This is a genomic window from Arthrobacter sp. 10T425, assembly GCF_056393985.1.
Map to the genome: position 1 here is coordinate 21689 of NZ_JBFTGZ010000023.1, position 25168 is coordinate 46856.

At 67.4% G+C, this 25168-nt stretch carries 26 protein-coding genes; 15 read left to right on the forward strand and 11 right to left on the reverse strand.

What is annotated here, in order from left to right:
* Positions 1 to 16: 16 nt before the first annotated feature.
* Positions 17 to 625, reverse strand: a complete 609-nt coding sequence (locus AC1DDH_RS19665; RefSeq protein WP_230007271.1) for a hypothetical protein — start codon at positions 623 to 625, stop codon at positions 17 to 19.
* A gap of 290 nt (positions 626 to 915) precedes the next feature.
* Between AC1DDH_RS19665 and AC1DDH_RS19670 the strand changes: the two genes are divergently transcribed.
* Positions 916 to 1332, forward strand: a complete 417-nt coding sequence (locus AC1DDH_RS19670; protein WP_476956119.1) for a YchJ family protein — start codon at positions 916 to 918, stop codon at positions 1330 to 1332.
* 26 nt (positions 1333 to 1358) lie between these two features.
* Here the strand turns inward: AC1DDH_RS19670 and AC1DDH_RS19675 are convergent, their stop codons facing one another.
* The 4 genes from AC1DDH_RS19675 to AC1DDH_RS19690 all read right to left on the reverse strand — a co-directional run bounded on the left by AC1DDH_RS19675 (position 1359) and on the right by AC1DDH_RS19690 (position 5265).
* A complete protein-coding gene (locus tag AC1DDH_RS19675) occupies positions 1359 to 2126 on the reverse strand; it encodes a hypothetical protein (RefSeq protein ID WP_476956120.1) in 768 nt (255 codons plus the stop codon).
* Positions 2127 to 2242: 116 nt separating this feature from the next.
* Positions 2243 to 4204, reverse strand: coding sequence for an acyl-CoA dehydrogenase family protein (locus AC1DDH_RS19680; protein WP_230007275.1), 1962 nt, complete (start codon positions 4202 to 4204; stop codon positions 2243 to 2245).
* Between the two features lie 138 nt (positions 4205 to 4342).
* Positions 4343 to 4681, reverse strand: a complete 339-nt coding sequence (locus AC1DDH_RS19685) for a hypothetical protein (RefSeq protein WP_459385844.1) — start codon at positions 4679 to 4681, stop codon at positions 4343 to 4345.
* A gap of 203 nt (positions 4682 to 4884) precedes the next feature.
* Positions 4885 to 5265, reverse strand: coding sequence for a PepSY domain-containing protein (locus tag AC1DDH_RS19690; RefSeq protein ID WP_476956121.1), 381 nt, complete (start codon positions 5263 to 5265; stop codon positions 4885 to 4887).
* Between the two features lie 164 nt (positions 5266 to 5429).
* On the opposite strand from AC1DDH_RS19690, the gene AC1DDH_RS19695 reads away from it, so the two are divergent.
* From AC1DDH_RS19695 to AC1DDH_RS19705, 3 genes are read left to right on the forward strand one after another with little or no spacing between them, the layout of a single operon-like run.
* Positions 5430 to 6902: a DUF3375 family protein gene (locus AC1DDH_RS19695; protein ID WP_243178016.1), complete on the forward strand. Its 1473-nt coding sequence runs from the start codon at positions 5430 to 5432 to the stop codon at positions 6900 to 6902.
* A 2-nt stretch (positions 6903 to 6904) separates the two neighbouring features.
* On the forward strand, positions 6905 to 7855 hold the full coding sequence (locus tag AC1DDH_RS19700; protein WP_476956122.1) for a DUF4194 domain-containing protein: 951 nt from the start codon (positions 6905 to 6907) through the stop codon (positions 7853 to 7855).
* Positions 7852 to 11403, forward strand: coding sequence for an ATP-binding protein (locus AC1DDH_RS19705; RefSeq protein ID WP_476956123.1), 3552 nt, complete (start codon positions 7852 to 7854; stop codon positions 11401 to 11403). The genes AC1DDH_RS19700 and AC1DDH_RS19705 overlap by 4 nt, the downstream gene beginning before the upstream one ends.
* A 96-nt stretch (positions 11404 to 11499) precedes the next feature.
* On the opposite strand, the gene AC1DDH_RS19710 is transcribed toward AC1DDH_RS19705, so the two are convergent.
* Positions 11500 to 11994, reverse strand: a complete 495-nt coding sequence (locus AC1DDH_RS19710) for an FBP domain-containing protein (protein WP_476851702.1) — start codon at positions 11992 to 11994, stop codon at positions 11500 to 11502.
* A gap of 119 nt (positions 11995 to 12113) precedes the next feature.
* A complete protein-coding gene (locus AC1DDH_RS19715) occupies positions 12114 to 12242 on the reverse strand; it encodes a hypothetical protein (protein WP_476851701.1) in 129 nt (42 codons plus the stop codon).
* Between the two features lie 253 nt (positions 12243 to 12495).
* Between AC1DDH_RS19715 and AC1DDH_RS19720 the strand changes: the two genes are divergently transcribed.
* The 6 genes from AC1DDH_RS19720 to AC1DDH_RS19745 all read left to right on the forward strand — a co-directional run bounded on the left by AC1DDH_RS19720 (position 12496) and on the right by AC1DDH_RS19745 (position 19145).
* On the forward strand, positions 12496 to 13605 hold the full coding sequence (locus AC1DDH_RS19720) for an iron-siderophore ABC transporter substrate-binding protein (RefSeq protein ID WP_476956124.1): 1110 nt from the start codon (positions 12496 to 12498) through the stop codon (positions 13603 to 13605).
* Between the two features lie 9 nt (positions 13606 to 13614).
* Positions 13615 to 14682 (forward strand): FecCD family ABC transporter permease, encoded by a 1068-nt coding sequence (locus tag AC1DDH_RS19725; protein ID WP_476956125.1) that lies wholly within the window; start codon positions 13615 to 13617, stop codon positions 14680 to 14682.
* Between the two features lie 134 nt (positions 14683 to 14816).
* The gene (locus AC1DDH_RS19730; protein WP_476956129.1) at positions 14817 to 15854 is read left to right on the forward strand and encodes a FecCD family ABC transporter permease; all 1038 of its coding nucleotides are present in this window, start codon (positions 14817 to 14819) and stop codon (positions 15852 to 15854) included.
* Between the two features lies 1 nt (position 15855).
* A complete protein-coding gene (locus AC1DDH_RS19735) occupies positions 15856 to 16686 on the forward strand; it encodes an ABC transporter ATP-binding protein (protein WP_476860471.1) in 831 nt (276 codons plus the stop codon).
* Positions 16687 to 16805: 119 nt separating this feature from the next.
* Entirely contained in the window at positions 16806 to 17828 is a 1023-nt protein-coding gene (locus AC1DDH_RS19740) for a siderophore-interacting protein (protein ID WP_476956126.1), read from the forward strand.
* A 462-nt stretch (positions 17829 to 18290) separates the two neighbouring features.
* A complete protein-coding gene (locus tag AC1DDH_RS19745) occupies positions 18291 to 19145 on the forward strand; it encodes an SGNH/GDSL hydrolase family protein (RefSeq protein ID WP_476860473.1) in 855 nt (284 codons plus the stop codon).
* Positions 19146 to 19155: 10 nt separating this feature from the next.
* On the opposite strand, the gene AC1DDH_RS19750 is transcribed toward AC1DDH_RS19745, so the two are convergent.
* Positions 19156 to 19443 (reverse strand): YciI family protein, encoded by a 288-nt coding sequence (locus AC1DDH_RS19750; protein ID WP_018776102.1) that lies wholly within the window; start codon positions 19441 to 19443, stop codon positions 19156 to 19158.
* A gap of 103 nt (positions 19444 to 19546) precedes the next feature.
* Here AC1DDH_RS19750 and AC1DDH_RS19755 point away from each other — a divergent pair, with 103 nt between their 5' ends.
* Entirely contained in the window at positions 19547 to 20026 is a 480-nt protein-coding gene (locus AC1DDH_RS19755) for a MarR family winged helix-turn-helix transcriptional regulator (protein WP_223915074.1), read from the forward strand.
* Between the two features lie 82 nt (positions 20027 to 20108).
* Positions 20109 to 20870 carry an SGNH/GDSL hydrolase family protein gene (locus AC1DDH_RS19760; RefSeq protein ID WP_476851695.1) on the forward strand — a complete coding sequence of 254 codons (762 nt, stop codon included), beginning with the start codon at positions 20109 to 20111 and terminating at the stop codon, positions 20868 to 20870.
* A 9-nt stretch (positions 20871 to 20879) separates the two neighbouring features.
* On the opposite strand, the gene AC1DDH_RS19765 is transcribed toward AC1DDH_RS19760, so the two are convergent.
* From AC1DDH_RS19765 to AC1DDH_RS19775, 3 genes are read right to left on the reverse strand one after another with little or no spacing between them, the layout of a single operon-like run.
* Positions 20880 to 21650, reverse strand: coding sequence for an FAD:protein FMN transferase (locus AC1DDH_RS19765; RefSeq protein WP_476956130.1), 771 nt, complete (start codon positions 21648 to 21650; stop codon positions 20880 to 20882).
* 40 nt (positions 21651 to 21690) lie between these two features.
* Entirely contained in the window at positions 21691 to 22206 is a 516-nt protein-coding gene (locus AC1DDH_RS19770) for an FMN-binding protein (RefSeq protein ID WP_476956127.1), read from the reverse strand.
* Positions 22203 to 23645 carry a ferredoxin reductase family protein gene (locus AC1DDH_RS19775; RefSeq protein ID WP_476956128.1) on the reverse strand — a complete coding sequence of 481 codons (1443 nt, stop codon included), beginning with the start codon at positions 23643 to 23645 and terminating at the stop codon, positions 22203 to 22205. The genes AC1DDH_RS19770 and AC1DDH_RS19775 overlap by 4 nt, the downstream gene beginning before the upstream one ends.
* A gap of 501 nt (positions 23646 to 24146) precedes the next feature.
* Between AC1DDH_RS19775 and rpmB the strand changes: the two genes are divergently transcribed.
* Genes rpmB through rpsN form a run of 3 tightly spaced genes read left to right on the forward strand, consistent with a single transcriptional unit; the run spans position 24147 to position 24860 of the window.
* Positions 24147 to 24383 carry a 50S ribosomal protein L28 gene (gene rpmB / locus AC1DDH_RS19780; RefSeq protein ID WP_011693744.1) on the forward strand — a complete coding sequence of 79 codons (237 nt, stop codon included), beginning with the start codon at positions 24147 to 24149 and terminating at the stop codon, positions 24381 to 24383.
* Positions 24383 to 24550, forward strand: a complete 168-nt coding sequence (gene rpmG / locus AC1DDH_RS19785) for a 50S ribosomal protein L33 (protein ID WP_003798558.1) — start codon at positions 24383 to 24385, stop codon at positions 24548 to 24550. Before rpmB ends, rpmG begins: the two co-directional genes overlap by 1 nt.
* A 4-nt stretch (positions 24551 to 24554) precedes the next feature.
* Positions 24555 to 24860 carry a 30S ribosomal protein S14 gene (gene rpsN, locus AC1DDH_RS19790; protein ID WP_026266887.1) on the forward strand — a complete coding sequence of 102 codons (306 nt, stop codon included), beginning with the start codon at positions 24555 to 24557 and terminating at the stop codon, positions 24858 to 24860.
* Positions 24861 to 25168 lie beyond the last annotated feature (308 nt).

The window sequence follows — 25168 nt, forward strand, 5'->3', positions numbered from 1 at the left end:
TGCCCGGGGTAAGGGCTCAGCCGGCCTTGCGTTCCTGGACCGGCTGTTTGGCCTTCCCGGCCGGCGGAGTGCCGCGCAGCGCCACGAGCGATCCGGTGTCCAGCAGGGACTTCGCTGCGGGCATGGGCGGCTTTTTGAACGCCCGCGGGACGGAGCCAAGTGTTCCATTGGTGTCCGTGGCAGACTGCACGAGGGCAGAGACTTCCGTGATGTCCTGTGCCGGTGCAAGGGGGTCGGGCAGGTCCCGGACGGTGACCCGTACGGCGGGTCCGGCCTCTGCCCTGGCCCTCGCGGCGGCGCGGGCATCTGCCCGGGCCACGGCGGCCGCCCACTCCGGGGACAGTGCCGGTTCCTTTTTGGCTGCATTCCGGGCGGGGCGTGCGGGCTTCGCGGCCTTGGCCGGCCGGTGCGGCGCCGGCTCTTCCCCAGCCCCATTTTCCCGTGATACCGGGGTTCCGCGGACGAGCCCGGCGACGGCCAGGACAACGACTGCCGCCAGCCGGCCGATCCCTGCGAGCACGAGGGTGGCGGCGAAGACCAGGAAGAGGCCGAGGAACATGAAGAACGCCACGCCGAGGGTCCCGAAAAAAGTCAGGTTCAGCGCAATGGTCGTTGGATCTTCCATGTCACCTCTCCTTGCCGGCCTGCTTCAGCGTGGTCCCTGCCGCAAGCACACGGCGGGCAGGAGCCCCCTTAACAATACGTACTTTTCGCTGGCCCCGTGCCGCCCCCGGCAGTCGTGGCGAATATGTGTCAAAGCCGTTATCCGCGGGCGGGGCACGGGCACCGCCGGCCGGGCGTCTATAGTCGGAGACAGCCCCGCCGGCGTCGTCCGGCCCGCCGGAAGGACACCTTGTGACGCACGCCGCAGCAGCCGATTCCGAGCCCGCCGGAGCATCTGGCACGGACCGCTCTGTGAGTATTCCGGAAGCGGCATATTTCGCGCCGTATGAGGGGAACTGCCCGTGCCTGTCGGGCGAGGCGTATGTGCACTGCTGCGGCCGGTTCCATCGCGGGGACGCCGAGGCGCCTACGGCGGAGCAGCTTATGCGCTCCCGGTACAGCGCCTTCGTGGTCCAGGACGCGGGATACCTGCTCCGGACCTGGCACCCGGACACTCGGCCCGCTGAGCTGGAGTTTGATTCCGGCATGCAGTGGCGACGCCTGGACATCCTCTCCACCAGCCGCGGCGGCCCGCTGGACAGCGAAGGCACGGTGGAATTCGCGGCGCACTACCGGCACGAGGGCGAACGCGGCCTGCACCGCGAAACCAGCCGCTTTGTGCGGTTGGACCGGCGCTGGTACTACGTAGATGGCGTCGTTGCCGGCTGAGCCTTCCGGGGCTGACGCCGTCGCGGCTAGGGGCGCCCGGCTGAGTTGTCCCTGACGGGGTGGTTCTCAACCGTTGCTGCCGGGCTGAAGCCGGCCCGATCCACCCTGCGGTGGAAACGCATTCCCGCGAGGCCGCCCAGCACTGCGCCCACCAAAGCCACCGCGGCCACGACGATCGCCGCGATGATGCTCAGGGTGTTCAATTCGCCCTCGTTGATCGGGATCCGCGGGAAGCTGTTCAGGTTGGCCAGGATGTTGAAGCGCTGCCCGGCGACCAGGCCCAGCACGGCGACGACGATCGCGGCGATCAGGGCCCAGATCCAGACCATGAAGCCCTGCCTGGCGCCGTTGAAGCGGGCCATGCGCCCGGCGACGTATCCGCCGCAGTAGTAGGCGACCAGGAGGATCACGAGCAGCACGATGATGCCGGTCAGCCCGACCGTCTGATTGCTGGAGGCCTGGTCGACGGCGTCGTTCACATCGGTGTTGGTGGCCAGACCGACGGCGGTACCGCCGGCAGCGACCAGCGCGGTGAGCAGCACGGCCGTACCCGTGGCCGTCAGCCAGCCGAAGAATGCCGAGCCGACCTTGATGCCGCCGAACTGTTCCTTCTCGCGGGCCACTACCGTCTCGCGCGTGGGGATCTCTTCCACGACAGTGTCGTGAACAGCATCGCGGACCGATGCGTCGCGGACGGGGTCGTCGTGGCGGACTGCTGTCACCGGGCGGGTTGTGGCGTCGTCCTGCGCGGCGTGTTGTGTCGTCTTGTCGTCGGGGCCTGCGGTGCTGCTCATGAGGGCTGCTCACTTTCGCTGGATGACCGGCCACACTGGAGACGCCGGTCTGGCGTCAACCTAACCACGGCGGAATCCGGTTAGCAAGGATGCTTACTATCCGTGGCGGCGGCCCGTCAGCGGTACTTGCGGTGCAGGTCCTCCCGGACGGAGGCGCGCCGGCTGGCGTCCGCGATCCATGGACCGGTCCCTTCAGACTGGTCGAGGATTCCGGCTTCCAGCCAGGTGTAGTCCCCGGCCAGTGTCTTGCGGGCCAGGGCATGGTCGGCGTCGTCGGTGTTCCGCCACAGCCGGTCGAAATATTCGTCGACGCGAACACGGGCCTGTTCGCAGTACGCCTCGGCGAGTTCGTACGCGGAGGCGCCGCGTTCCGGCTGCGTCCGCAGCAGCATCTCGGCGCGCGAACAGCAGGCTGCCATGGCAAACAGCTCCGCACCGATGTCCACGATCCGGCCCAGGAACGCCTGCTTGTGCTCAAGTTTGGCCTGCCAGCGGCCCATCCCGTAGAAGGTCTGCCGGGCGAGGCGCCGGGAGGAGCGCTCCACGTAGCGCAGCTGTTTCGCGAGCCGGCCGAAGTCGCTGTAGGAGCGCGGGTCCATGCCGGCGCCGGCCACGAGTTTGGGCAGCCACTTCGCGTAGAAGCCGGAGGCGCCGACGGCGGCCTTCGCCTTGTCGGAGAGGCGGGCATCCTCCGAGGCGAGGTCTCCCGCGGCCGCCAGGTGCGCGTCCACGGCCTCGCGGGCGATCAGCAACCTCATGATTTCCGAGGACCCCTCGAAGATCCTGTTGATTCTCATGTCGCGGAGCTGCTGTTCCGCAGCGACGGCGCGCTCGCCGCGGGCTTCGAGGGAGTCCGCCGTTTCAAAGCCCCGGCCGCCGCGGATCTGCACTAGTTCGTCCGCGATGAGGCAGCTGATCTCCGTGGACCACAGCTTGGCCAGGGCCGCCTCGATCCGGATGTCTTTCTGCCCGGCGTCGGCCATTTCCGCAGAGAGTTCAAACACGGCGTCCAGGGCGAAGGCGCTGGCGGCGATGAAGGCGATTTTCTTGCCCACTGCCTCATGCTGGCCGATCGGCCGGCCCCACTGGGTGCGGGCGTCGGACCATTCGCGGGCGATCTTCAGGCTCCACCGGCCTGTGGCGACGCACAGCGCGGGGATGGAGAGCCGGCCCGTGTTCAGTGTGGTGAGGGCGATCTTCAGGCCCTGGCCTTCCCGGCCCAGCCGGTTGGCAGCGGGGACCCTGACCTGGTGGAAGCGGGTGACGCCGTTTTCGATCCCGCGGAGCCCCATGAAGGTGTTGCGGTTTTCCACGGTAATGCCAGGGGTGTCCATTTCGACCACGAAGGCGCTGATGCCGCCTTTGTGGGCGGTCCCGTCCGCATCGGTGTGCGGCGGCACGAGGGCCATGACCACGACGAGCTCGGCGATAACACCGTTGGTGGTCCAGAGCTTGACGCCGTCCAGGAGGTACGACTCGCCGTCGTCGGAGAGGACGGCCGTGCTGCCCATCCGGGCGGGGTCGCTGCCGACGTCGGGCTCGGTGAGCAGGAAAGCGGTGACGGCGCCGGCGGCGCAGCGGGGCAGGTATTCGCGCTTCTGGGCCGGAGTGCCAAAGACCTTGACGGGCTCCGGTACGCCGATCGACTGGTGCGCGGAGATCAGGGCGCCAAGGCTTGGGTGCACCGAGCCCAGCATGGCCAGTGCGCGGCCGTAATACACGAGCGTGAGGCCCAGTCCGCCGTATTCGCGGGGAATCTTCATTCCGAACACACCGAGCTCCGCGAGCCCTTTGAGATAGTCGTCCGGGATCCGGTCGTCGCGTTCGATGGTGCGCCCGGACATCGTGCGGCAGTAGTCGGCCAGCCGGGCCATGAACGCGTCGCCGCGTTCGACGTCGTCGGCGGGGGCCTCGGGCCACGGGTGTATCAGCGACAAATCGAAGCTGCCAAGGTAGAGGCCCTTCGCGAAGCTGGGCTGGGTCCAACTGGTTTCGCGGGCGGCCTCGGCAATGGCGCGGGCGTCGGCGGCCGTCGCGTCGGGGCCGACGTGCTCAGCGTCCCCGTCGGCCGCCGGAATCGGAATGCCTGATGTTGGAGAACCTGACGCTGGAGTACCGGGTGTGGTGGCGGGGTCTTCGATGGCGGAGCTCACGGGGCATCTCCTCTAACCGGGTGACCGGCTTGAGCCCTGGATCCGCCGCGGGTGGAGGACCCTTCAGCTGTCCCGCAATACTACTCGCGGGTAAGTGCCTGTGCTAGGGGAGGCCTGGCCCGGAAAGTCGGACCGGAAGTCCGTGCCGAAGTCGACCTGGAAATCGGCGGGCATCTCCACCGTTGAGGCGTGGTGGACCAGCCGGTCCCAACCGTGGTTGATGCCGTGGACCAGGCCCACCAGCGCGCCGGCCACGAGGTACCAGGCGAGCCGGCCGACACCGACCAAAACCATGGCCGCGAACGCGGACACCATCATGAAGGCGCCGATTATCACGGCAAACACGAGGGTTCCAATGACCACCATCGTGCCGGTTTCCACTGCGCTTAGGTCGAACTGCATTCTTCCCCCTGCACCATTGCTCCGGTTGAACCAGTAGCCCGAGCGTAGGGTGCCGTGGGCGGGCTGAACTAGGGTCCTTGGACGGTGGCGGCCTCTTGATACGGGATCGAAATGCTACCGGGGCGTAGGTCACGGCGGGGTTGCGGCACCCTCACCGATCGCGGGGGTCGCACCGTTTGTCAGTGCCGGGAGGCTGCCCGGTGTCAGTCTTCGTCGTGTTCAGGGGCGCTCTGGCTCATGACCCGGAAGTCCGCGCCGAGGGCGACTTCGACCTGGGACCCGTCGTTGAGGCGTACCTCGACCTCGTAGGCCGCGCCGGAGTCGTCATCGCGCTCCACTTCGGTGACGCTGCCCTGGCCCACCTTCGCCAACGCGGCCTGTGTTGCCATGGCACGGTCGGCGTCACTGAGCGCCGGTCCATCGGAATCGTCACCGATCTCAAAGTTCCCGATCTTGGCGGTGAGGGCGCCCGCACTTCCGGACCAGACATCCCTGGCCTGAGTGGCCCCGGCCGCAATTGACGCTCCCCCCAGCACCACCGCTGCAGAGGCCGCCCCCGTGATCCAGACCGTTCTCTTGCGCATGATCGTCTCCCTTCGGCTGGTCATTCCAGTGTGCGCCGACATAGGGGCGCAGACAACGATGAATGCGGACGGGGCCCTGCGTTAACCTTGTAGCTGGCAGTTTTTAGAATCCGCTGCCCCGCAACGCCACCCCAAACCATCCCCTGGCAGCCGAAGGAGAGCGCGTGTCCCGTTCCGCCGTGTCATCAGCCGACGCCATCAGCACCCGGCTCCGGGACCTTGAGCTCCTTACCAAGGGACCTGCCTGGGCGCTGACGCGTTCGGCGCCTTGGGTGATCGCCGTGCTCCAGGCTTCCTTCACCCGCACGCGCGCGCAGCTGCCGCTGGAACAGTTCCACGCCGACGTCGACGCCTTCCTCGAGCAGCTCCGCCGGCAGGCCCCCGGCACGGGAGAGCAGCACAGCGGCTCGGCCAACGGCACACTTTCCGGAAAGAAATACGCGGACGAATGGACCCGCAAGAACTTCCTGACCCGCCGGAACCAGTCGGGCCAGATCGTTTACGAAGTAACGGAGCCTGCTGCCCGCGTCCTGGCTTTCCTGGACAGCCTCTCCAGCGAGCGGTCCACGCTGAACGGCTCCCGGCTCGGTACACTGCTGGGCGACGTCGAGAAGCTCGCCAACGAGACCAACCCGGACCAGAGCGCACGCATTGAATCCCTCGAGGAGGAGATCGACGAGCGCCGCCAGCTGATGGAAGACATCAGCTCCGGCGATTTCGACGGGCTGCTCGACGACGACGAGGCCGTGGAGGCGGCAGGCAACATCCTCGATCTCGCGGCCAGCCTGCCCGCGGACTACAAGAAGATGCGTGACCGGATCGAAGAGCTCGTGGGGGAGCTGCGCAACCAGATCATCGAAGAATCGCTCAGCAAGGGCGCCACCATGGCCCAGGTGCTCGAGGCCGACAAGCGGCTGCGGCAGAGCCCCGAAGGCCGGACGTTCCGCTCCTTCACCGCGTTCCTGGAGGACCCGCAACAGCAGCTGCGCTTCCGGTCGGCGATCGGCGAAGTCCTGAGCCGGCAGTTCGCGGACGAGCTCAGCCACGATGAACGCGAGACGCTCAAGAACCTTGTGGCCGAACTCCGCACCCAGCACAGCCAGATCCAGCGGATCTACGGCAAGCTCAGCGAGAGCCTCAACACCTACGTCCAAAGTGACGACTTCCGGCAGTCGGTCCGGCTCCGGAAGGTCCTGCGCGAGGCTGAGCAGGCGATCCGCACCCTGCCGTACGAGCGCGAACGGCCCGGCCTGGTCCGCGGCCCGGTGCTGTTCAGCGCCGGTTTCGAGTCCCTGGCCATGGTCAAGCTCTTCGACCCTGACGAATTCGCGGCTCCACCCAAGCTGGCCGACCCCATCGCGTTCTCCGACTCGGACCGGGCGCGCTCGCCCCGGACCGCCAAGGCCAAGCCGGAGGCCATCCGCGCCGCGCTCGCGGGGGCCTCAACCCTTACCGAGGCCTGGGCGCAGCTGCCGGCAGAGGAACGCCACATCAACTCCATCCGGGCCCTGTTGTCGCAGACCCTCCACGAAGGTGCCGGCTTCGACCGGGGGACCTGGGGCCCCATCGAATTCGAACAAATCGACGGCACCACCCGCACCGCTTACCTGCCCGTCGTCACGCTCGCGAAGGATTGACCATGACTGAAGAGACTGTGACCGAGACCCTGACCGAGACCCTGACCGAGACCCTGACCGAGACCGCGACCGAGACCCTGGCAGAGACCGCGGCGGCGGACCCGGAGTCCGCGCCCGAGTCTGCGCCTGCGGACAGCGATGGCGCCCACGTCCGGAGCGACCCCTTCATCGTCACCCCCCGGGACACGTTCGTCGACGGCGCCGCGCTCTTCCCGGGCGACACCGGCGTGCTGCCCATGAAGGTGCGGCAGGCGCTCGTGAAGCTGCTCAAAGGCCCTTACATCGACGGCGGCCGCGACGAGAAGCTGTGGACCACGCTCCTGGACAACCAGCTGATCCTGCGCAGCCGCCTCTCCGAACTCTTCCTGACGCTGCAACTGGACCACGAGCGCAAGGTCGCCGTCCTGCGCCCGGTTGACCCCGAGGCGATCGGCGGCAGTACGCGTTCCAGTATCCTGCGCCAGCAGCGTGCCCTGAGCCGGGTCGAGACCATCGTCCTGCTGCGCCTGCGCCTGCTCCTGGACCGGCACGTCACCGCCCAGACGGACCCGACGATCACGCGCGAGGAAATCGCCGAACTCGTCGCCCACTACCAGCCCACCGGCCAGCAGGACGCCCTGCGCGATGCCGACGTCGTCAATCGCGCTATCACCAAGCTCCTGGCCCGCCAGCTCCTGCTCGCCACGGGCCTGGACGAGGTCTACACCATCTCCAACGCCCTCCCGCTGGCCCTGCCGTTCGAAAACATCGGCGACATCCCGGCCCAAATCGAAGCCCTGGTGGCAGCCAGCACAGACCAGTCGGGAACGGAGCCGCTCCTGGAGCTCGACACAGACACCTCGGCAAACGCGGAGGAAGACCCGGACGACGACGGCGCTGCCGCCACCGAAGGTGACCCGGCATCGCCGTCGTCGTCACCCAGCCACACTGAAGAAGCCGAGGAGACCAAGTGAGCATCGCAACCATGCTGCCCATGGGTGAGCTCACGAACCCCGGCCAGATGCGCCTGGCCCTGGTCCAGGTGGTCAACTGGGGCACATTCCATGGCGCCCACACGATGCACGTGGACCGCAACGGCACACTGCTGACCGGCAATTCGGGCGTCGGAAAGTCCACGCTGTTCGATGCCATGCTTCGGGTCTTCGACGCCCGTCCCCGCTCCAACGAAGCGGCTGCACAGCGGGCAGGCGGCGCTGTCGAGGACAAGCGCACCACGTTCACGTACATGCGCGGCAAGGTAGGCGACAAGGCCGTGGGAGAGGGCTCGGCGAGTGCGTTCCAGCGCCCCGGCGCGACTTGGTCTGCCGTCGCGCTGACGTTCGACAACGCCGCCGGCACGCGGGTGACGGTTTCGGCGCTTTTCGACCTGCCCAAGAACGGCACGGAATCCAGCGTCGGCCGGTACTACGTGATCGATAACAAGCCGCTGGACCTCGCGGCGATCGAGGGCATCGCGGAGAAGCGGTTCACCAAGTCGGCGCTGGACGCGATCTTCCCGGACGCCCAGATCTTCGACGTCCACAAGGCCTTCGCCGAACGATTCCGCCGGCTTCTCGGCATCAACTCGGATCAGGCCCTTCCGCTGCTGCGCGTTATCCAGGCCGGCAAGGGTCTCGGGGGCAGCGTCAACACCTTCTTCCGCGACCAGGTCCTCGATGCCCCTGCCACGCTGGCCGCGGCGGATGACGTCGTCGAGGAATTCAGCAACCTCATGTCCATCCGGCAGCGCCTCGAGGACGTCCGGCAGCAGCGCGACCAGCTGGCCCCCGTCCCCGGGCTGAACAAGGAATACGCTCAGGCGCTCCTGGACGCGAACCGGCTGCGGGACCTAACAGGTGAGGAATTCGAGGCTTACAGGCAGCAGCTCGCGGTCACCGTCCACGAGAAGACCCTGGCGCGGCTGAAGGAGCTGGCCCAGGCGAAGGCCACGGACCTGGCCGCCGAACGCGCTGTCCGTGACGGCTTCGCCAAGGAACTGCGCCAGCTGGAGGGCGAGTACAACAACCAGGGCGGCAACGCGATTTCCGCGATCGAGCAGTCCCTGGAGAACGCCCGGGTGGGGCTCAAGCTCCGGCAGGAAGTCGAGGCATCGACCCGCAAGGCGCTGACCGACGCCGGGCTGGAACTGCAGTGGTCGGCCGCCGGCTGGGATCAGGCCCACGAGCACGCCGCGGCACGCTCGGCTGAGCTCCAGGACGATTCCGAGGCGCTCAAGGAACTGCGCTTCGAAGCCTTTGATGGCCACGCCACCCGGAAGCGCGAACTCGCCGCGGCCCAGCAGGAGCTCGTCTCGCTGAAGACGCGCAAATCGTTGCTGCCGCCGTCGAGCATTGAAAACCGGAGCGCCATTGCCGCTGCCACGGGCGTGCCCGAGGAGCAGATGCCTTTCGGCGGCGAGCTGATCGACCTCGCCGAGGGCCAGGAACAGTGGCGCCCGGCTGCCGAGCGCGCGCTGCGGAGCCTGGCCACCACGCTGCTGGTCCCGGGCGAGCACTTCGCGGCAGTCACCCGTTACCTCAACGACCATTCCGTGCGCGGAGCGCTGCGTGCCGTGGACGTCTCCCGGCCCCTGGCCGGCGGCGCGCTGGCCGTCGAGGACGTGGCCGATCGCGACCTGCTGACCAAGCTCAGTTTCCTCACCGATGCCGGGCTGCCGGCCGGGCCACACGCCCAGGCGCTTGCGCAGTCCAGCGCCTGGCTCCGCGAACGGATTGCCCTCGACTTCGCCTACCCGTGTGTGGAAAACCCGGACGAGCTCGCCGGCCTGGACAAGGGCCTGAGCCTGGGCGGTGTGGTCAAGCGCAACCGCCACACAGTGGAAAAGGATGACCGCTTCACGTCCCGCCAGGACTACGTCCTCGGGTTCGACAATGCCGCCAAGCTCGAACTGGTGGCGGCCCAGGTTGAAGACCTGCAGCAGGAGCTGGCCAAGGCCGCCGAGCTGGCGCAAAGCCGGGAAGAGTCGCACCAGGGCATGACCCGGCAGCTTGAAGCCTTGCGCCGGGTGGCCGAGGACCACCGGCCCTGGGAACAGGTCTCGGCCGCCGTGGCCGGCGAGGAGCTCGCCCGCATCGAGCAGCGCCTCAAGGACGCCCTCGCCGCACAGGCCGACCTCGAACCGCTGCGGGCCAGCATCGAAGCCGCGCGGCACAAGCACCAGTCCAGCACCGAATCCGCGGCCGTGCTGCAAAGCGAGTACAAGGCCCTCGATGCGCGCATGACCGCCGCTGGTGCGCTGCTCGATGCCGCACGCACCCGGCTGGCGCAGGCACCGCCGTCGGACGCCGGCGTCGCCGCGCTGGAACCGTACTTCACCGGCTTCGGTGACGTCCTGGAGATGCACGAACTCGACAACCTCGCCAACCAGGTCCGCACCAGGCTCTTGGCCGAACTGCACGTCGCCGAGTCCCGCGGGCAGGCCACCTCGGAGCGCCTCACCCGCATTTTCGAGGGCTTCGTCCGGGAGTGGGGCACGGCGATATCCGCGGACCACGGCACCTCGATCGGCGCCGCGGGGGAGTTCGAATCCCGCTACCACGCGATTGTCAGCGACGGGCTGCCCGCCCAGGAGGCCGAGTTCCGGCAGTTCTTCAACCAGCGGACGCACGAATCCTTTTCCACCCTGCTGCACCTGCTCGACGAGGAGCGGCGCGCCATCACGAGCCGCATCCTGCCGCTGAACGGGATCCTGTCCGAGGTCAACTTCCACGAGGGCAGCTTCCTGGAACTCGACATCAAGCAGACGCTGCCGGCGACGGCGAAGCAGTTCAAGGACGCCATCCAGAACGCGCTCAAGGTCCGGCACACCCGGCCCGGGAAGGCGGTTACTGCAGCGTCCGCTGCGGCGTCCGCTGCTACGTCCGCTGCTGCGTCCGGGGCGGAGGGGGACGACGACGCCGAGCTCACCACCCGCTACAAGTCGCTCGAAACGCTCGTGAAGCGGCTCGGCTCGCAGACCCCGGAGGACCGCCGCTGGCGGGCCGAAGTGCTGGACGTCCGCGGCCACCTGTTCATCCAGTGCAAGGAACACCGCGAAGTCCAGGGTGCCAGTTCCAAGGGCGCCGGTGCCAAGGGGGCAGCGAAGGGCGCGAAGAAGACCGAGGTCTACATGCACGCGGACACCGGCTCCATGTCCGGTGGCGAGCGGCAGCGCTTCACCGCATTCATCATGGCGGCGGCGCTGAGCTACCAGCTGGGCATCGCCGAGCAGGGCTTCACCACGTACGGCACGGTCATGATGGACGAGGCGTTCGTGCTCGCCTCGGAGGAATTCGCCGGCGCGGGCATCAAGGCGCTGCATGAGTTCGGCTTCCAGCTCCTGCTGGCCGCGCCGGAGAACGTCATCGACCTCTCCCGGCACCTTGGCTCGGTGACGGAGATCCTCCGGGACAAGCGCACCAACCGTTCCGGCGTCCTGACGGCTCCGGTGATCGCCGCACGTCCGGGCAGGGAGGGCACCTGGCGCTCCGAGGCGAACCCCGTGGACATCGTCCTGCGCTGACCTCACCCCTCTCCCATGGAGCAACGCGGGGTCATTTACGGCCCATAAACGCCACCGTAATGGGCCGTAAGTGACCCCGCGTTGCTTGGGTCGGGGCTAATTGCCTTGGACGCGCTCCACGAACTGGGCCGTGCGGGCCACCAGCCCTTCGATCTGCCGCAGCACGACCGCGGCCGGGTCCGGGTTGATCTCGTTGGCCGCAGGCTCCACCCTGACATTGCGGCAGCACAGGAAATCGGCGCAGATCAAGGTGCCCAGCGTGTTGCCGTTGCGGCCGGACTGCCCGGCGCGCTTGGCCACCCACAGCAGGACGTCGTCCTTGGAGAACACGTCCCGGCACAGCTCGCAGAGCACGGAACGGTTCTTCTTGGCCCCGCCTTCAGGGGCCCGGAGCATGATGCCGGTGGGACCCTTCGGCCCCTGCACCACGAGATAGCCGCGGAGGGGCATCTTCGCGTCCCGCCAGGCCAGGAAGTCCAATGCTTCCCAATCCAGGGTGTCGAAGCTCTTGGGCAGATTGAGTTTGGCGGCTTCTGAGCGGCTCGCGTTGATGAAGGACGAGCGGATCTGCTGCGCCGTGAATTTTTGCATGACGGACACTTTCGAAAATCGGATGGCTCCGGCCAGACGGGCGCGCGGCGCGCCAGGCGGATTGTGGGCAGAAGACTGCCAGCCTGCAACTCCGGTGTGGGGCAAGGCGTCTCGCGGGACTAGTCCGTGCTGGTCCGGGACTTCGCGGGAAGGGCCTGCGCGGGCGGGGCTGGCAGGAGCGCGGGCGCGTAGCAGGCCACAGCGGCCACCCCGCTGACCGTGGCAACAGTCATCGTCGCGATGTCCATGCCCACTTCCCCCGTCCCAACACATCACCGGTTCCGATTATCCGGCGAGCCCATCCTTGCAAAGCCCGGGATTCGTGTCCAGTTCGCATTCCGCACCCGGCGGCTGGGCCTTGAGTAGTGCAACGAGGGGCGCATCGATGCTCCGGTGCACTTCAAAGGGCAATTGAGACAATTACGTTACTCAAAGCTTTCTTAATTCTACAAAGGATAGGCTAGCCTTACTTAGGTTTGCATCACTTACCTAAGGAGTTCCGTGGCTTCCGCCCTTTTCACCCGTTCAGGCGGCCGCCCCGCCGGCCGCCGCCTCCGCAAGAGCGCAGGGCGGGCCGCAGCCCTCCTGGCCGCCGTCGCGCTGACCCTGACCGCCTGCTCTACCGGACCTGCCGGCTCGGCGGCGGCGGACGCTCCCTCCCAGCCGGCCAGCACCGTCTTCCCGGTGACCATCAAGCACGTCTTCGGCGAGACCACCATCAAGGAACAGCCCAAGCGCGTAGTCACCGTTTCCTGGGTCAACGACGACGTCGCGATCGCCCTCGGCGTGGTTCCCGTGGGCGTGCCTAAGAACGAATGGGGCGGTAACGACAAGGGCTCCACACCGTGGAAGGACGCCGCACTGGAAGAGCTCGGCGCCGGGTTCGGTTCCGCGAAGGCTCCCGTCCAGTTCTCCGAGGCTGACGGCATCAACTTCACCGAGATCGCCAAGCTGAACCCGGACGTCATCCTCGGCGCCTACTCCGGCCTAACGGAGGAGGACTACAAGAAGCTCAGCGAGATCGCCCCCGTCGTGGCGCACCCGGAGCTGGCCTACGGCACGCCGTGGCAGGACTCCACCACCATCATCGGCAAGGCCCTTGGCAAGGAAGTCGAAGCCGCCAAGCTGGTCTCCGACACCGAGGCCACGATCAAGGACAAGGTCTCCAAGTACCGCCAGATCGCCGGAAAGTCCTTCATCTACGGCAACCTGGAACCGGACAAGAGCGACGGCGTCAACGTCTACACCGCCAACGACAACCGTCCCCGCTTCCTCAACGAAATCGGCATGAAGCTCGCATCCGTTGTCGAGGACAACTCCAAGGGCTCCAAGGAATTCTTCATCCCGTGGTCCGCCGAAAAGGCCAACGAACTCACCTCGGACATCTTCGTGACCTGGGTGCCGGATGCCGCCACCACCGACTCCATCAAGGCTGACCCGCTGCTGGGCCAGATCCCGGCCGTCAAGACCGGTGCGCTGGTTGCCGACTCAAACAACACGCTGACCCTGTCCATCTCCGCTTCCTCGCCGCTGAGCCTGCCGTGGTCCCTGGATACGTTCCTGCCGCAGCTGGCCGGCGCCGCGGACAAAGTCGCCGCCGCAGCGAAGTAACACGCTTCCATGACAATCAGTACGGCGACGGCGGCCGCCGGCAGTGTGCCCGGCGCACCTGTCGCCCCCGCCGGGAGGAAACCCGCCGCCAAGCAGGCCGCCTGGCTGCCGGCCGCCGTCGTCGTCCTTGTCTTGGTCTGCGCGGCGTCCCTGGCTGTGGGTGCCCGCGGAGTGCCGCTCGGCACCGTCTGGCAGGCCCTGACGCAGTTCGACCCCGCCGACGGCGACCACGCCGTCATCCACGCCCGCATCCCCCGCACCGTGCTGGGTCTGTTGGCCGGCGGCGCCCTCGGACTGGCCGGCGCGGCCATGCAGGGGGTGGCCCGCAACCCGCTCGCGGACCCGGGGATCATCGGTGTCAACGCCGGCGCGGCCCTCGCCGTCGTCACCGGGATCTACGTCTTCGGCGTCTCGTCGCTGACCGGCTACATCTGGTTCGCGTTCATCGGCTCCGCGGCAGCCGCCGTCGTCGTCTACCTGATCGCGTCACTTGGCAGGGAAGGCGCGACGCCGGTCAAACTGGCACTGGCCGGCGCGGCCCTGAGCGCGGGGCTGTATTCGCTGATGAACGTCGTCCTGGTCTCCAGCCAGGACACCCTGGTCCGGTTTCGCTTCTGGCAGGTGGGAGGGATCGCCGGCCGGGACTGGTCTGTGGTGCTGCCCGGGCTGCCGTTCCTGGCCGCCGGGGCGCTGATTGTGCTGTTCGCCGGACGGATCCTTAACAGCCTGGCCCTCGGGGATGACATCGCCCGCGGCCTGGGCCAGCGCGTCGGACTGGTCCGCGCCGTCACCGCGCTGGGCATTGTGCTGCTCTGCGGCTCGGCCACGGCGCTGGCCGGGCCGATCGGATTCGTCGGCCTGGTGGTTCCGCACGCCGTCCGCTTCCTGACCGGCCCGGACTACCGCTGGATCCTGCCGTTCTCGCTGGTCCTGGCACCGGTGCTGCTCCTGCTGTCGGACGTGGTGGGCCGTGTCATCCTGTTGCCCGGCGAAGTCCCGGCGGGCATCATGACGGCGCTGGTGGGTGCGCCTGTCTTTGTGTGGCTGGTCCGCCGCGGGAAGGGGGCAGGGCTGTGAGCAAAGCAGACCTCGCCAACGTCAGGCGCGAGCTGGGGGAGAACGCACCCGCCGAGCGCGAACTGGCCGAACCGGCCGGCCCGGTCCGCGCCAATGTGGGGCCGCTGCGCAGTGCGCTGATGGGCCGTGTGTCGATGGGCCGTGTGTCGATGGGCCGGACGGCCTTGCTGGCCTTCGCCGTCGTTGTGCTCCTCGCCGTCAGCATCCTGCTGGGCAGCTACACCGTCACCGTCCCGGACTTCGTCAGGATCCTCACGGCCCACCTCACCGGTGGCGAGAGGATCCCCGGCGCCAGCTTCATCGTGATGGAAACCAAGCTGCCGCGGGCAGTCATCGGCACCATGATCGGCATTGCCTTCGGGCTCTCGGGCACCCTGTTCCAGACGATGCTGCGCAATCCACTGGCCAGTCCCGACGTGATCGGCATCAGCTACGGGGCCAGCGCGGCCGCCGTCACCGCCATCGTCGTTTTCGGCGCCTCCGGAGCGGCGGTGTCCGGCGCGGCACTGTGCGGGGCCGTGGCGGTAGCCGGCCTGATCTACACAATCTCGCGCAGCGGTTCCCTCGGATCTGGCGGCGGCAATCACTCCAACACAGCCGGAAGCCGGCTCATCCTGGCCGGCATCGGCATCGCCGCGGCACTGAACGCCGTGGTCAACTTCCTCATGACGCGGGCCGATATCCGCACCGCGGCCGAGGCCCTGATCTGGCTGAACGGATCCCTGAATTCCGCCAGCTGGGACCGTGCCGGAGTGCTGGCCCTGGCGCTTCTGGTCCTGGTGCCCGCCGCCGCCCTCCTCGCCGGCCCGCTGCGGATCCTGGAACTCGGAGACGACGCCGCCGCCGGGCTCGGCATCCGGGTGGGCATCACCCGGCTGGGCGTGGTGGCCGTTGCCGTCACCCTCGCCGCCGTCGCCACTGCAGCCGCCGGGCCCGTGGCCTTCGTCGCCTTCCTGGCCGGCCCCATCGCGCGCCGCTTCACGGGCAAGGCCAGTCTTCCGGCCGGCGCGTTCGTCGGCGCCCTGATTGTCCTGGCCGCCGACTACTTCGCCGCCAACATCGCCCCCCTGCTGCTGGACGGCACCGTCCTTCCCGTCGGTGTGGTCACCGGCGCGCTGGGAGCACCGTTCCTGCTGTGGCTCCTGGTCACGGCCAACCGAAAGGACGCCTGACATGGCAGTTCTCAACGCCAAGGACCTGACGCTGCAGTACGACCAGCGCCGGGTGGTGGAAGGCCTCACGGCGGAGATTCCCGAGGGGAAGGTGACAATGATCGTGGGCGCCAACGCCTGCGGCAAATCCACGCTCCTCCGCGGCCTGTCCAGGCTGCTGAAGCCGGCCGGCGGCACCGTGACCCTGGACGGCAAGGACATCCATTCCCGCCCGGCCAAGGAACTCGCCCGCATCCTCGCCCTGCTCCCGCAGCACCCCACCGCCCCCGACGGCATTCTGGTCCGGGATCTCGTGGGCCGCGGACGCTACCCGCACCAGGGGTTCTTCCGCAGCTGGAGCGCGGGTGACGATCTCGCTGTGCACCGTGCGCTGGAAGTCACCGAAACCCTGGAGCTCGCCGAACGCAACGTCGACGAACTCTCGGGCGGGCAGCGTCAGCGCGTCTGGATCGCGATGGCGCTGGCCCAGGAAACCGACGTTCTGCTGCTCGACGAGCCAACCACCTACCTGGATCTGGCCCACCAGGTGGAGGTCCTGGACCTGATCACGGACCTGAACCGGCGCCGCGGCACCACCGTGGCAATCGTCCTGCACGACCTGAACCTGGCGGCCCGGTATGCGGACCACATCATCGCCATGAAAGGCGGACGGATCGTGGCCGAGGGCACCTCCGCCGACGTCGTCACCGAGGACCTGGTCCGAGACGTCTTCGGCCTGGACTCGCGGGTGCTGCCCGACCCCATTTCCGGCACGCCGTTGATCATCCCGCTCGGCCGGCACCACGCCGAGTTCCCAAAATCAGAAACAGCAACCCTGGAGTTGGTCCCATGAGGGCAGTTAACAGCAGTGCAACAGCCGGCAGTGCAACGGGCGGCACTGCAGCAGGCAGCAGCCAGTCGCGGATACGCCGTACTCCCTCTGGCGTAAGCAGCCAGCCGCCCAGCCAACCAATGACCCTGGCGTTCGACGTGACGGTCGCCGCGGTGCAGGAGCTCAGCCCCAACTTCCGCCGGATCACCTTCGGCGGATACTCCCTGCGTGGCTTCGGCGTCCACGGCGAAACCCTGGACCTGCGCGTGAAGCTGATGATCCCGTCCCTTGCCGGGGACAGCACCCAGCTGCCGCTGCCGGTGTTCCACATGGAGCAGTCCGGCTGGTACCAGGAATGGCTGGCCATGGATCCCGCGATCCGTGGCTCCATGCGCACCTACACAGTGCGGCAGGAACGCCTCGACTCCGTGTATCCGGAGATCGACGTCGACTTTGTCATGCACTTCGACGCCGCCGGAAACGGCGGGCCCGCCGCGAACTGGGCCCTGAACGCCAGGCCCGGCGACGCCCTCACCCTCATTGGACCCAACAACCGGGCCGCGCACTGTGTCACGGGGGAGACCTACTCCGGCATCGAATGGCGGCCGGGCCTGGCCCAGCGCGTACTGCTTGCCGGTGACGAGACCGCTGTCCCGGCCATCAGCGCCATCCTGGAAAGCCTCCCGTCGTACATCAGCGGACATGCGTTTCTGGAGGTCCCCGAGCCCCGCGACTTCCTGGATCTGAGGTCCGACGCCGACGTCGAAATCACCTGGCTGGCACGCGGCGCCTCGATCGGCCGCTCACGTCCGCACGGCGAACTCCTGCAGGAAGCCGTCCGCGCCGCTGTTCCCGAACCCGGCTGGGTCGGCCTCCGGCCGCCCTCTGATTCTGCGGCCGGCGGCGGGGCAGGGCCCGAACCCGATGACGTGAACGTGGACCAGGACATCCTCTGGGAGACCCCCGCCCGGATGGACGCCGCGATGATCGGAGCCGGCAAGAACCCGGACAAGCCCGCCGGGGCACTGCCGTTTTACGCCTGGATCGCCGGCGAAGCGGGCACCGTCAAGGAGTTGCGGCGGTACTTGGTGCGGGACGTGGGGATTGACCGGAAACAGGTCGCGTTCATGGGGTACTGGCGGCAGGGGAAAGCCGAGCTCTAACCGACGCTCCCGCAGGTCCTGCGGTTCTTGCCCCGACGCTCCCGCAGGTCCTTCCGGGCTTACGCCCGCCACCGCTGCTTTGCCGTCGCTCCCGTTGTGCAGGTTGCTGTGCGGCTTCGCCCGCAATCGCTGCTTTGCCGTCGCTTAGCGGTTGGACCCTTCCCAAACTTCGCAAGCTCAGTTCGGGGCCCTCGGGTCCGCCCTTCCTCCCGCCGCCTCGTTCGGTCGCGGGCGGCCTCCCTCGGCTCTGGTCGGCGATGCGCTCCTTTGCAAAACTGCGATTGCGGCCTTGGGGGCGGCTCACCTTCGCAAAGCATCGGCAGCGGTCGGGGGGCTCACCTTGGGTGCGTCCCATCTGTCACGTTGAGACTCATCTGTTGCGGTTGCGGCTCGCTCGGCCGGGTCATCTTGGGTTAACTCTCCCTTTCCCTGGCCGCTTTTTGCGGGGGTTAGTTTGGACGGATGGGTTCAGTTCCTTTGCTTCCGGATCGAGGTGGGCGGCGGGTCTTTGTTGCCTTGGGGGATTCCTTCACCGAGGGCGTGGGGGACTACGATCCTCGCTTCCCCAACGGCGTGCGGGGCTGGGCAGACCGGGTTGCGGAGAGGCTGGCCAAGGCGCAGCCGGGGTGGGAGTACGCCAATCTGGCCATCCGCAGCAAACGGCTGCGTCACATCGCCGGCGAACAGCTTGGTCCCGCCGTGGCCATGGAGCCGACCCTCGTCACGCTGTACGCGGGCGGCAACGACATCCTGGATTTCGGCACGGACATCGGGGCCCTCATGCGGGACTACGAGTCCCTGGTGGCTGCGCTCGCCGGCACTGGGGCAACCCTGGTGCTCTTCACCGGCTTCGACGTCAAGGTCTCGGCGCTGCTGGAGCCGCTGAAGAAACGCAACGCCTTCTATAACCGGCGCGTCCGCGAGATCGCCGGCCGCTACGGCGCGGTGCTGGTGGACTACTGGTGCTTCGACGCCTTCCATGACCCGCGGATGTGGGATTCGGACCGGCTGCATATGTCCAAGGCAGGCCACAAATACCTCGCCTCACAGGTCCTGGACCACCTCGGCGTGCCGCACAAGATCAAACCCAGGGAATGGGAGCCGCCCGTGAAACCGGGCCTGCGGGAGTGGGAACGCCGGCAGCGCCGCTGGGTCCGCGACTGGGTATTGCCGTTGTTCGGGCGGAAGCTCCGCGGCGTAACCCTCGGCGATCAGCTCCGGCCGCGCTGGCCCGAACCCGTGCGGGTCCCGCGCAAGGGCGGCCTGAAGAAACTGCTGCCCGACCAGCGCGCCAGCGGCCAGCCCGGCGCCGGGTAGCCGCCGGGACTCAGCTGTCCAGCAGGTTTTCGTAGCCCGGAGCCACCCTGTTGGCGTGGAACTCCATGACCTCGAATTCAGCCACACCGTTGACGTAGAACGGGTCCTTGGCCAGGGCGGCGTCAAGGCTGGCCCGGTCCGCGTTCGAGAGCAACAGACCGCCGGTGCGGGGGATTTTGCGCCCCGCGACCATGAAGACGCCGTCGTCGAAGGCTGCCTGCAGCCACGTCACGTGCGCCGGAAGATGGAACTCCACAATGTCCTCGGGGACTTTGTATGTCAGGGAGACTACGTACATGCGGCCAGCCTACCGGTAGCTGGCCACGGACAGGCGGGAAGTTTTCCGGAATTGCCCCCGCTGAAGTTGAATCGTCAAGCTTCCAGTCTCCTAGAATGTAGCCATGACAGAACCCCGCTGGCTCAACGCCGACGAACGCCGGGCCTGGCTGGCCCAGCTCAGCATCAACACCATGCTGCCGGCCGCCCTGGACACCCAGCTCCACGCCGCGGGCAAGCTTTCCCTGTTCGACTACAACGTGCTGGCGATGCTTTCCGAGGCCGAAGGGCGCTTCCTGCCCATGAGTGAGCTCGCCGCGCGCACCAGCGCCTCCCTGTCCCGGCTCTCGCATGTGGTCACCAAGCTGCAGAACCGCGGCTGGCTGGAGCGCAGGCCGCACCCGGGCGACGCCCGCGTGACCACGGCCCACCTGACCGATGCCGGAATGCAGACGATTGTGAAACTCGCCCCGGGGCATGTCGAGGCGGTCCGCTCACTGTTCCTCGACGCCCTGAGCCCCGAGGACGTCGCGGACCTGGCCCGGATCGGCGAAAAGATCGTGGCCCGACTCGACGACGACCACTGGATCCTGCGCGACATCTAAGCGCGACAGCCGAAGGTGCCGCAGTCCGACGTCGGGCATCACCGTCTTTGTTGCTCACGGCAACTGCTGGCAGACTGGATCCATGGATTTCACGTCCCGCTACGTTGCCCTTGGAGACTCCTTTACGGAAGGCGTCGGCGACGACGACCCTACCCGGCCCAACGGTGTCCGGGGCTGGGCGGACCGGGTGGCAGAGGGGCTTGGCGCCGCCGATCCCGGCTTCGGGTACGCGAATCTTGCCATCCGCGGACGGAAACTCCGCCAGATCCTGGCCGAACAGGTCGATGCCGCCGTCGCCCTCAATCCCACCCTGGTCAGCATCTACGCTGGCGCCAACGACATCCTCCGGCCCAAGGTCGACATCGATGACCTGCTGGCCGAATACGATGCCGGAATCCGCAAGCTCACGGCCACCGGCGCCACCGTGGTGATGTTCACCGGCTTCGATGCACGGGGTTCCAAGATTTTCGGCACCATGCGCGGCCGTACGGCCATCTACAACGAACTGGTTCGCGGCATCGCCGGGGACCACGGGGCCCTGCTGGTCGACTATTGGCGTTTCAGCGAGTACTACGACTGGGGCATGTGGGCCACGGACCGGATGCACATGTCTGCCGCCGGCCACGCGAACATGGCCAAGCGCGTCCTCACGGTGCTGGCACACGAGCACTCGATTGACGTCCCGCCCATGACGCCGGTTCCCGAGCTGAGCCGGGTGGACGCCCTCCGCGCGAATGCCCGGTGGGTCCGCGAATTCGCCGGCCCGTGGGTTGTCCGGCGCGTCACCGGCAAGTCGTCCGGCGACGGCCTGGAGCCGAAGTACGGCCAGCTGACCCACCTCTAGAACGGCACCCTAGGCGCGGAACCCCGGCGTCGCGAGCAGGTCCCCGTCGCGGCGGACGGCGAGGACATCGATCTCCCAACCGTCCGTGGCCCGGTGCAGCATCGCGGTCCCGCCGGCCACGATCGCCGTCGCGAGCACATCGGCGGTGACAATGTCTGCCGCGGCCACGGAGACCTGGGCGAACCCGGCGCCGGAGGAGCCCGCAGTCCGGCTTCCGGCTCCTGCTGCCCAGATATGGTCACCCCGCTCCGCTGAGCCCGACGTCGCAAGGGCGCACCGGGGGCCAGGTCCGCCCAGCTCGTAGGCGGCAAGCAGCGCCGAGCGGTCCAGCGGGTCAACGACGCCGGCCGCCCACGCGGTTCCGCTGCCCGGCACGGGCGAGCCCATCACCAACACGTCGCCGCCGGCATTCAGGCACCAGTCGGTGATCCCGCGGCTCCGCAACGCCTCACCGGCCTGCCCGATCGCGTAGCCCTTGATAAGCCCCGAAAGGTCCAGCGCACCGTCGGGCCGCTCCGGGGAGAACGCGCCCTCCGTCCTGAGCCGCCAGCCGAGCGCCTCCGCGTAGCGGTCCCGCATCGCGGCGGATGAGTCCCGCAGGGAAAGCACGCCGCGCGCCAGCCGGCTCGCCTCCGAATCGGGGCGGTACAGGCTGAAGGTTTCGTCCAACCCGGCAAAGACGCGCTCGACGGCGGCGCTTGCGGCGTCGAGCCCGCCCTCCCCGCCCACAGTTTCCGGGACGGCCCCCGCTGGAACGGTCAGGCTGATGACTGTGCCCATCGAGCCAAACGTCCTGGCCCGCAGGGCAGAGAAGCCCAGCTCAGAGGTTGGCTGCATCGAGGGCCGCCTGCAGGGAGTTCAAGTACGCCTCGGAAGTCACCGTGGCACCACTGATGGTCTGCACATCCGCGGATTGGGATTGGAGCACTTCGGCGCGCAGGAGCGGGGCGGCCCGGTTGCTGATCTGCACGGACTTGCGTTCAGCATCGGTCAGCTGCAGCGCCGTGACGTCGGTGATCTTTCCGGCTTGAACCGTGATTTGCACCTGCACGGAGCCGAACCGGGTCTGGACGACCGAGCCAGGGTACGTCCCTACGGCCTTGGCCGAGGCCCCTGTGGTGCCCGCACCCGACGCGCCGGACGAAGCTGTTGAGCCGGACGAACCCGTGGAGCCGGACGTTCCGCTTGAGCCGGACGAACCCGTGGACCCGGTGGTCCCGGCGGCCGCGCTTGCGACGGAGCTGCCGGTATCGGCTACATGGACGCCGGACTGCCAGCCGGCGATGAGGATGCCGGCGGAGGCCAGGGCGGCTGAAACTGCTGCGCGGGTTCTCACCAGTCGAACCTTTCGTAGTGGATTTGGTCTTCCCGGACGCCGGCTGCGCGGGCGTCTTCAAGCACGTTGTCTGCCCAGGCGGAGGGGCCGCAGACGTACACGTCGGCGTCGGCGATCTTCGGGTCATAACTGGCAAGCCGGTGGCCGGCACGGGCGGCGTGCTCCGGAAGCCAGGTCTGGATGCCGGCCGGGCGGGAGCCGGTCAAGTGGAAGAGCGTGGCGCCGCGGCGCCGGCAGAGATCGAGGATCTCCTCGCCCAGGTAGAGCTCGGATTCACTGTGGCCGCGGAGGATGACAGTGGCGTTGCCGGGCTGGAATGGCGTGCTCTCCAGCAGGGCACGAACCGGCGTGATGCCAATTCCGGCTCCCACCATGACCACATGGGTGCGGCTCCGCGCGGACGTGCTGAACAGCCCGTACGGTCCCTCCACTGCCACCTTGGTGCCGGGCTTCAGCGACGCCAGCTGGGATGACCCCTTGCCCAGGTTGCGGACAGTGATCCTCAGCGTGCCCTGGCCGGCGGCGTCGAAGTGGACGGGTTCGGCGGACAGGCTGAACGGATGCGGATGCCACCACAGGCCCGGAGCCAGGAACCGCCAGATAAAGAACCGGCCGCCACTGCCTGTCAGCTCGTCCAGTCGAAGACCGGACATTTCAATGCTGACCACCCCGGGGGCCACCCGCACTACGCGCTTGACGGTCAACTGGTGCCTGAGTGTTGCCACCACAGGCTGGACCACCCGGTAGTAGAGGAGCGCGGCGCCGGTCGCGATGCAGAGGGCCAGCCAGTACCAGCGCTGCCAGGTTCCCTCGGCAAAGAGAGCGCCCACGCTGAACTGGTGGGGGAGCGAGGTCAGGACGGCCGCGTATGTCAGGAGGTGGACGGCGTACCAGAATTCGTAAGGGAACCGACGTCGGACGGCTACCAGGGAGGTGACGACGACGGCGATGAACAGGAGCATGGAAATGTAGGCCAGCCACATGTCAGGCACAAGGACCCAGAGGGCAACCGACTCGCTGACGGGGTCCAGCCCTTCCGCCATGCCGTAGCCGATCGCAATGAGGACTCCGTGCGCCAGCAGCAGGTATAGGGCCGGTTTGCCCAGCTTGCGGTGAAACTCAAGGGCGCGGTCGTGGCCGACTGTCTGGTCGATGAGTGGGATTCGGGCCGCCAGCAGCAGCATGAGAAGCACCAGGTCCATGCCGGCGAGGCCGGCTACAATCCCCAGCGCGGTGAAGGAACCGGCTGGAGTCGAGAAGCCGGCCATTCCGCCGTCGGCCAGCCACAAGGCGACCGCGCCGGCCAGCGACGTCCAGAAAAGGACCGTCAGCAGATCCGCTCTTAGCAACCGCCGGCGGTACTGCGCCCTGAAGGGGTTCACAGCGCCGCCGGAGCTGCGGCGAATCCCGGGACGGTTCGTCAGAAGTTGTGTGTTCATGGATCCAGAATTGCCCCCCTGCCTATCATTTCGCTGTGAAAAGCCTTCGTCGGGCATATGACTCGGGAGGGCACCGGCCCGACGCCTGCACTGGCTGTGGGGCGCTACCCTATACACCATTCAGCGCCGGATTGGTCTTTAAATCGCCGAACTCGTAGACTTGGTAGGCGCTAGGTGGCGCGGAGCGTGCGCAATTGCTCCGGTTGGCAGGACCCGTCTGAAAAATCGACGGTCCTGGAGGCCGGTAGTTAGGGGCTCAAGTTGCGCGCATTCCTGTATTCGCCCAGCATCCCGGCACTTCGCAATGACGGTCCAACAGATCGCCGGCGCCAGGTGCCCGTGGCCCACAATCTTCGCCGCAGTGAGGAAGCAGACGGTTTGTGCCGTCTGAATCCCGCGGACAACGACGGTTGGGGGAGGGAGCCGGATGCGGACGCCGCCCAACGCACGGTCAACGGGAACTCCGTTAGCCGTTTCATTTATTTTTTGAGGAGAGTCGTCATGGCAGCACACTGCCAGGTGACCGGAGCCGAGCCGGGCTTTGGACACAGCATTTCGCACTCGCACCGTCGCAACAAGCGCCGGTTCGACCCGAACATCCAGAAGAAGCGCTACTGGGTTCCGTCCCTGCGCCGTAATGTCACGCTGCAGGTTTCTGCTCGTGGCATCAAGACCATCGACGTACGCGGCATTGACGTAGTCGTCGCCGCCATCCTGGCACGAGGAGTGAAGCTCTAATGGCAAAGGATAAGGACGTACGTCCGATCATCAAGCTGAAGTCGACCGCGGGCACGGGCTACACCTACGTGACGCGCAAGAACCGTCGTAACGACCCGGACCGTCTGGTCCTGAAGAAGTACGACCCCAAAATCCGCCAGCACGTCGAATTCCGAGAGGAGCGCTAAACACATGGCTAAGAAGTCAATGATCGCTAAGAACGAACAGCGTAAAGTCATCGTCGAGCGTTACGCTGCAAAGCGCCTCGAACTGAAGAAGGCTCTGGTTGATCCCAACTCAACCGACGAAGTACGCGAAGCTGCTCGCCTCGGCCTGCAGAAGCTGCCCCGCAACGCCTCACCGGTACGTCTGCGTAACCGCGACATCATCGATGGCCGTCCGCGCGGTACCTTCCAGAAGTTCGGCATCTCCCGTGTTCGCTTCCGCGACATGGCTCACCGCGGTGAGCTCCCGGGCATCACGAAGTCTTCCTGGTAATTCAGTACTCCTGAAGCCAGTGGCTTGAAGAAGGGCCGGCAACCATTTGGTTGCCGGCCCTTCTCGCGTTTAAGGACTTGGCGGCTTCACGGCCCCCACTGTTCCCTTCGGCCGTGACGCACCACACACTGCTGGCTTACGACGCCGGCGGGCCTGGTTGGGTGGTTTTGGGTTGTGGTGGCGGGGTTTTTGGGTGGTGGGGTGGGTGTGGGGGGTGGAGTTGCGGTGGGGGCGTGGTGGGTGTATTGTTTTCTAAGTCGCCGCGAGGGAGACCAGCGGAAATGCTGGGAACCGGAGGCGGCCAATCC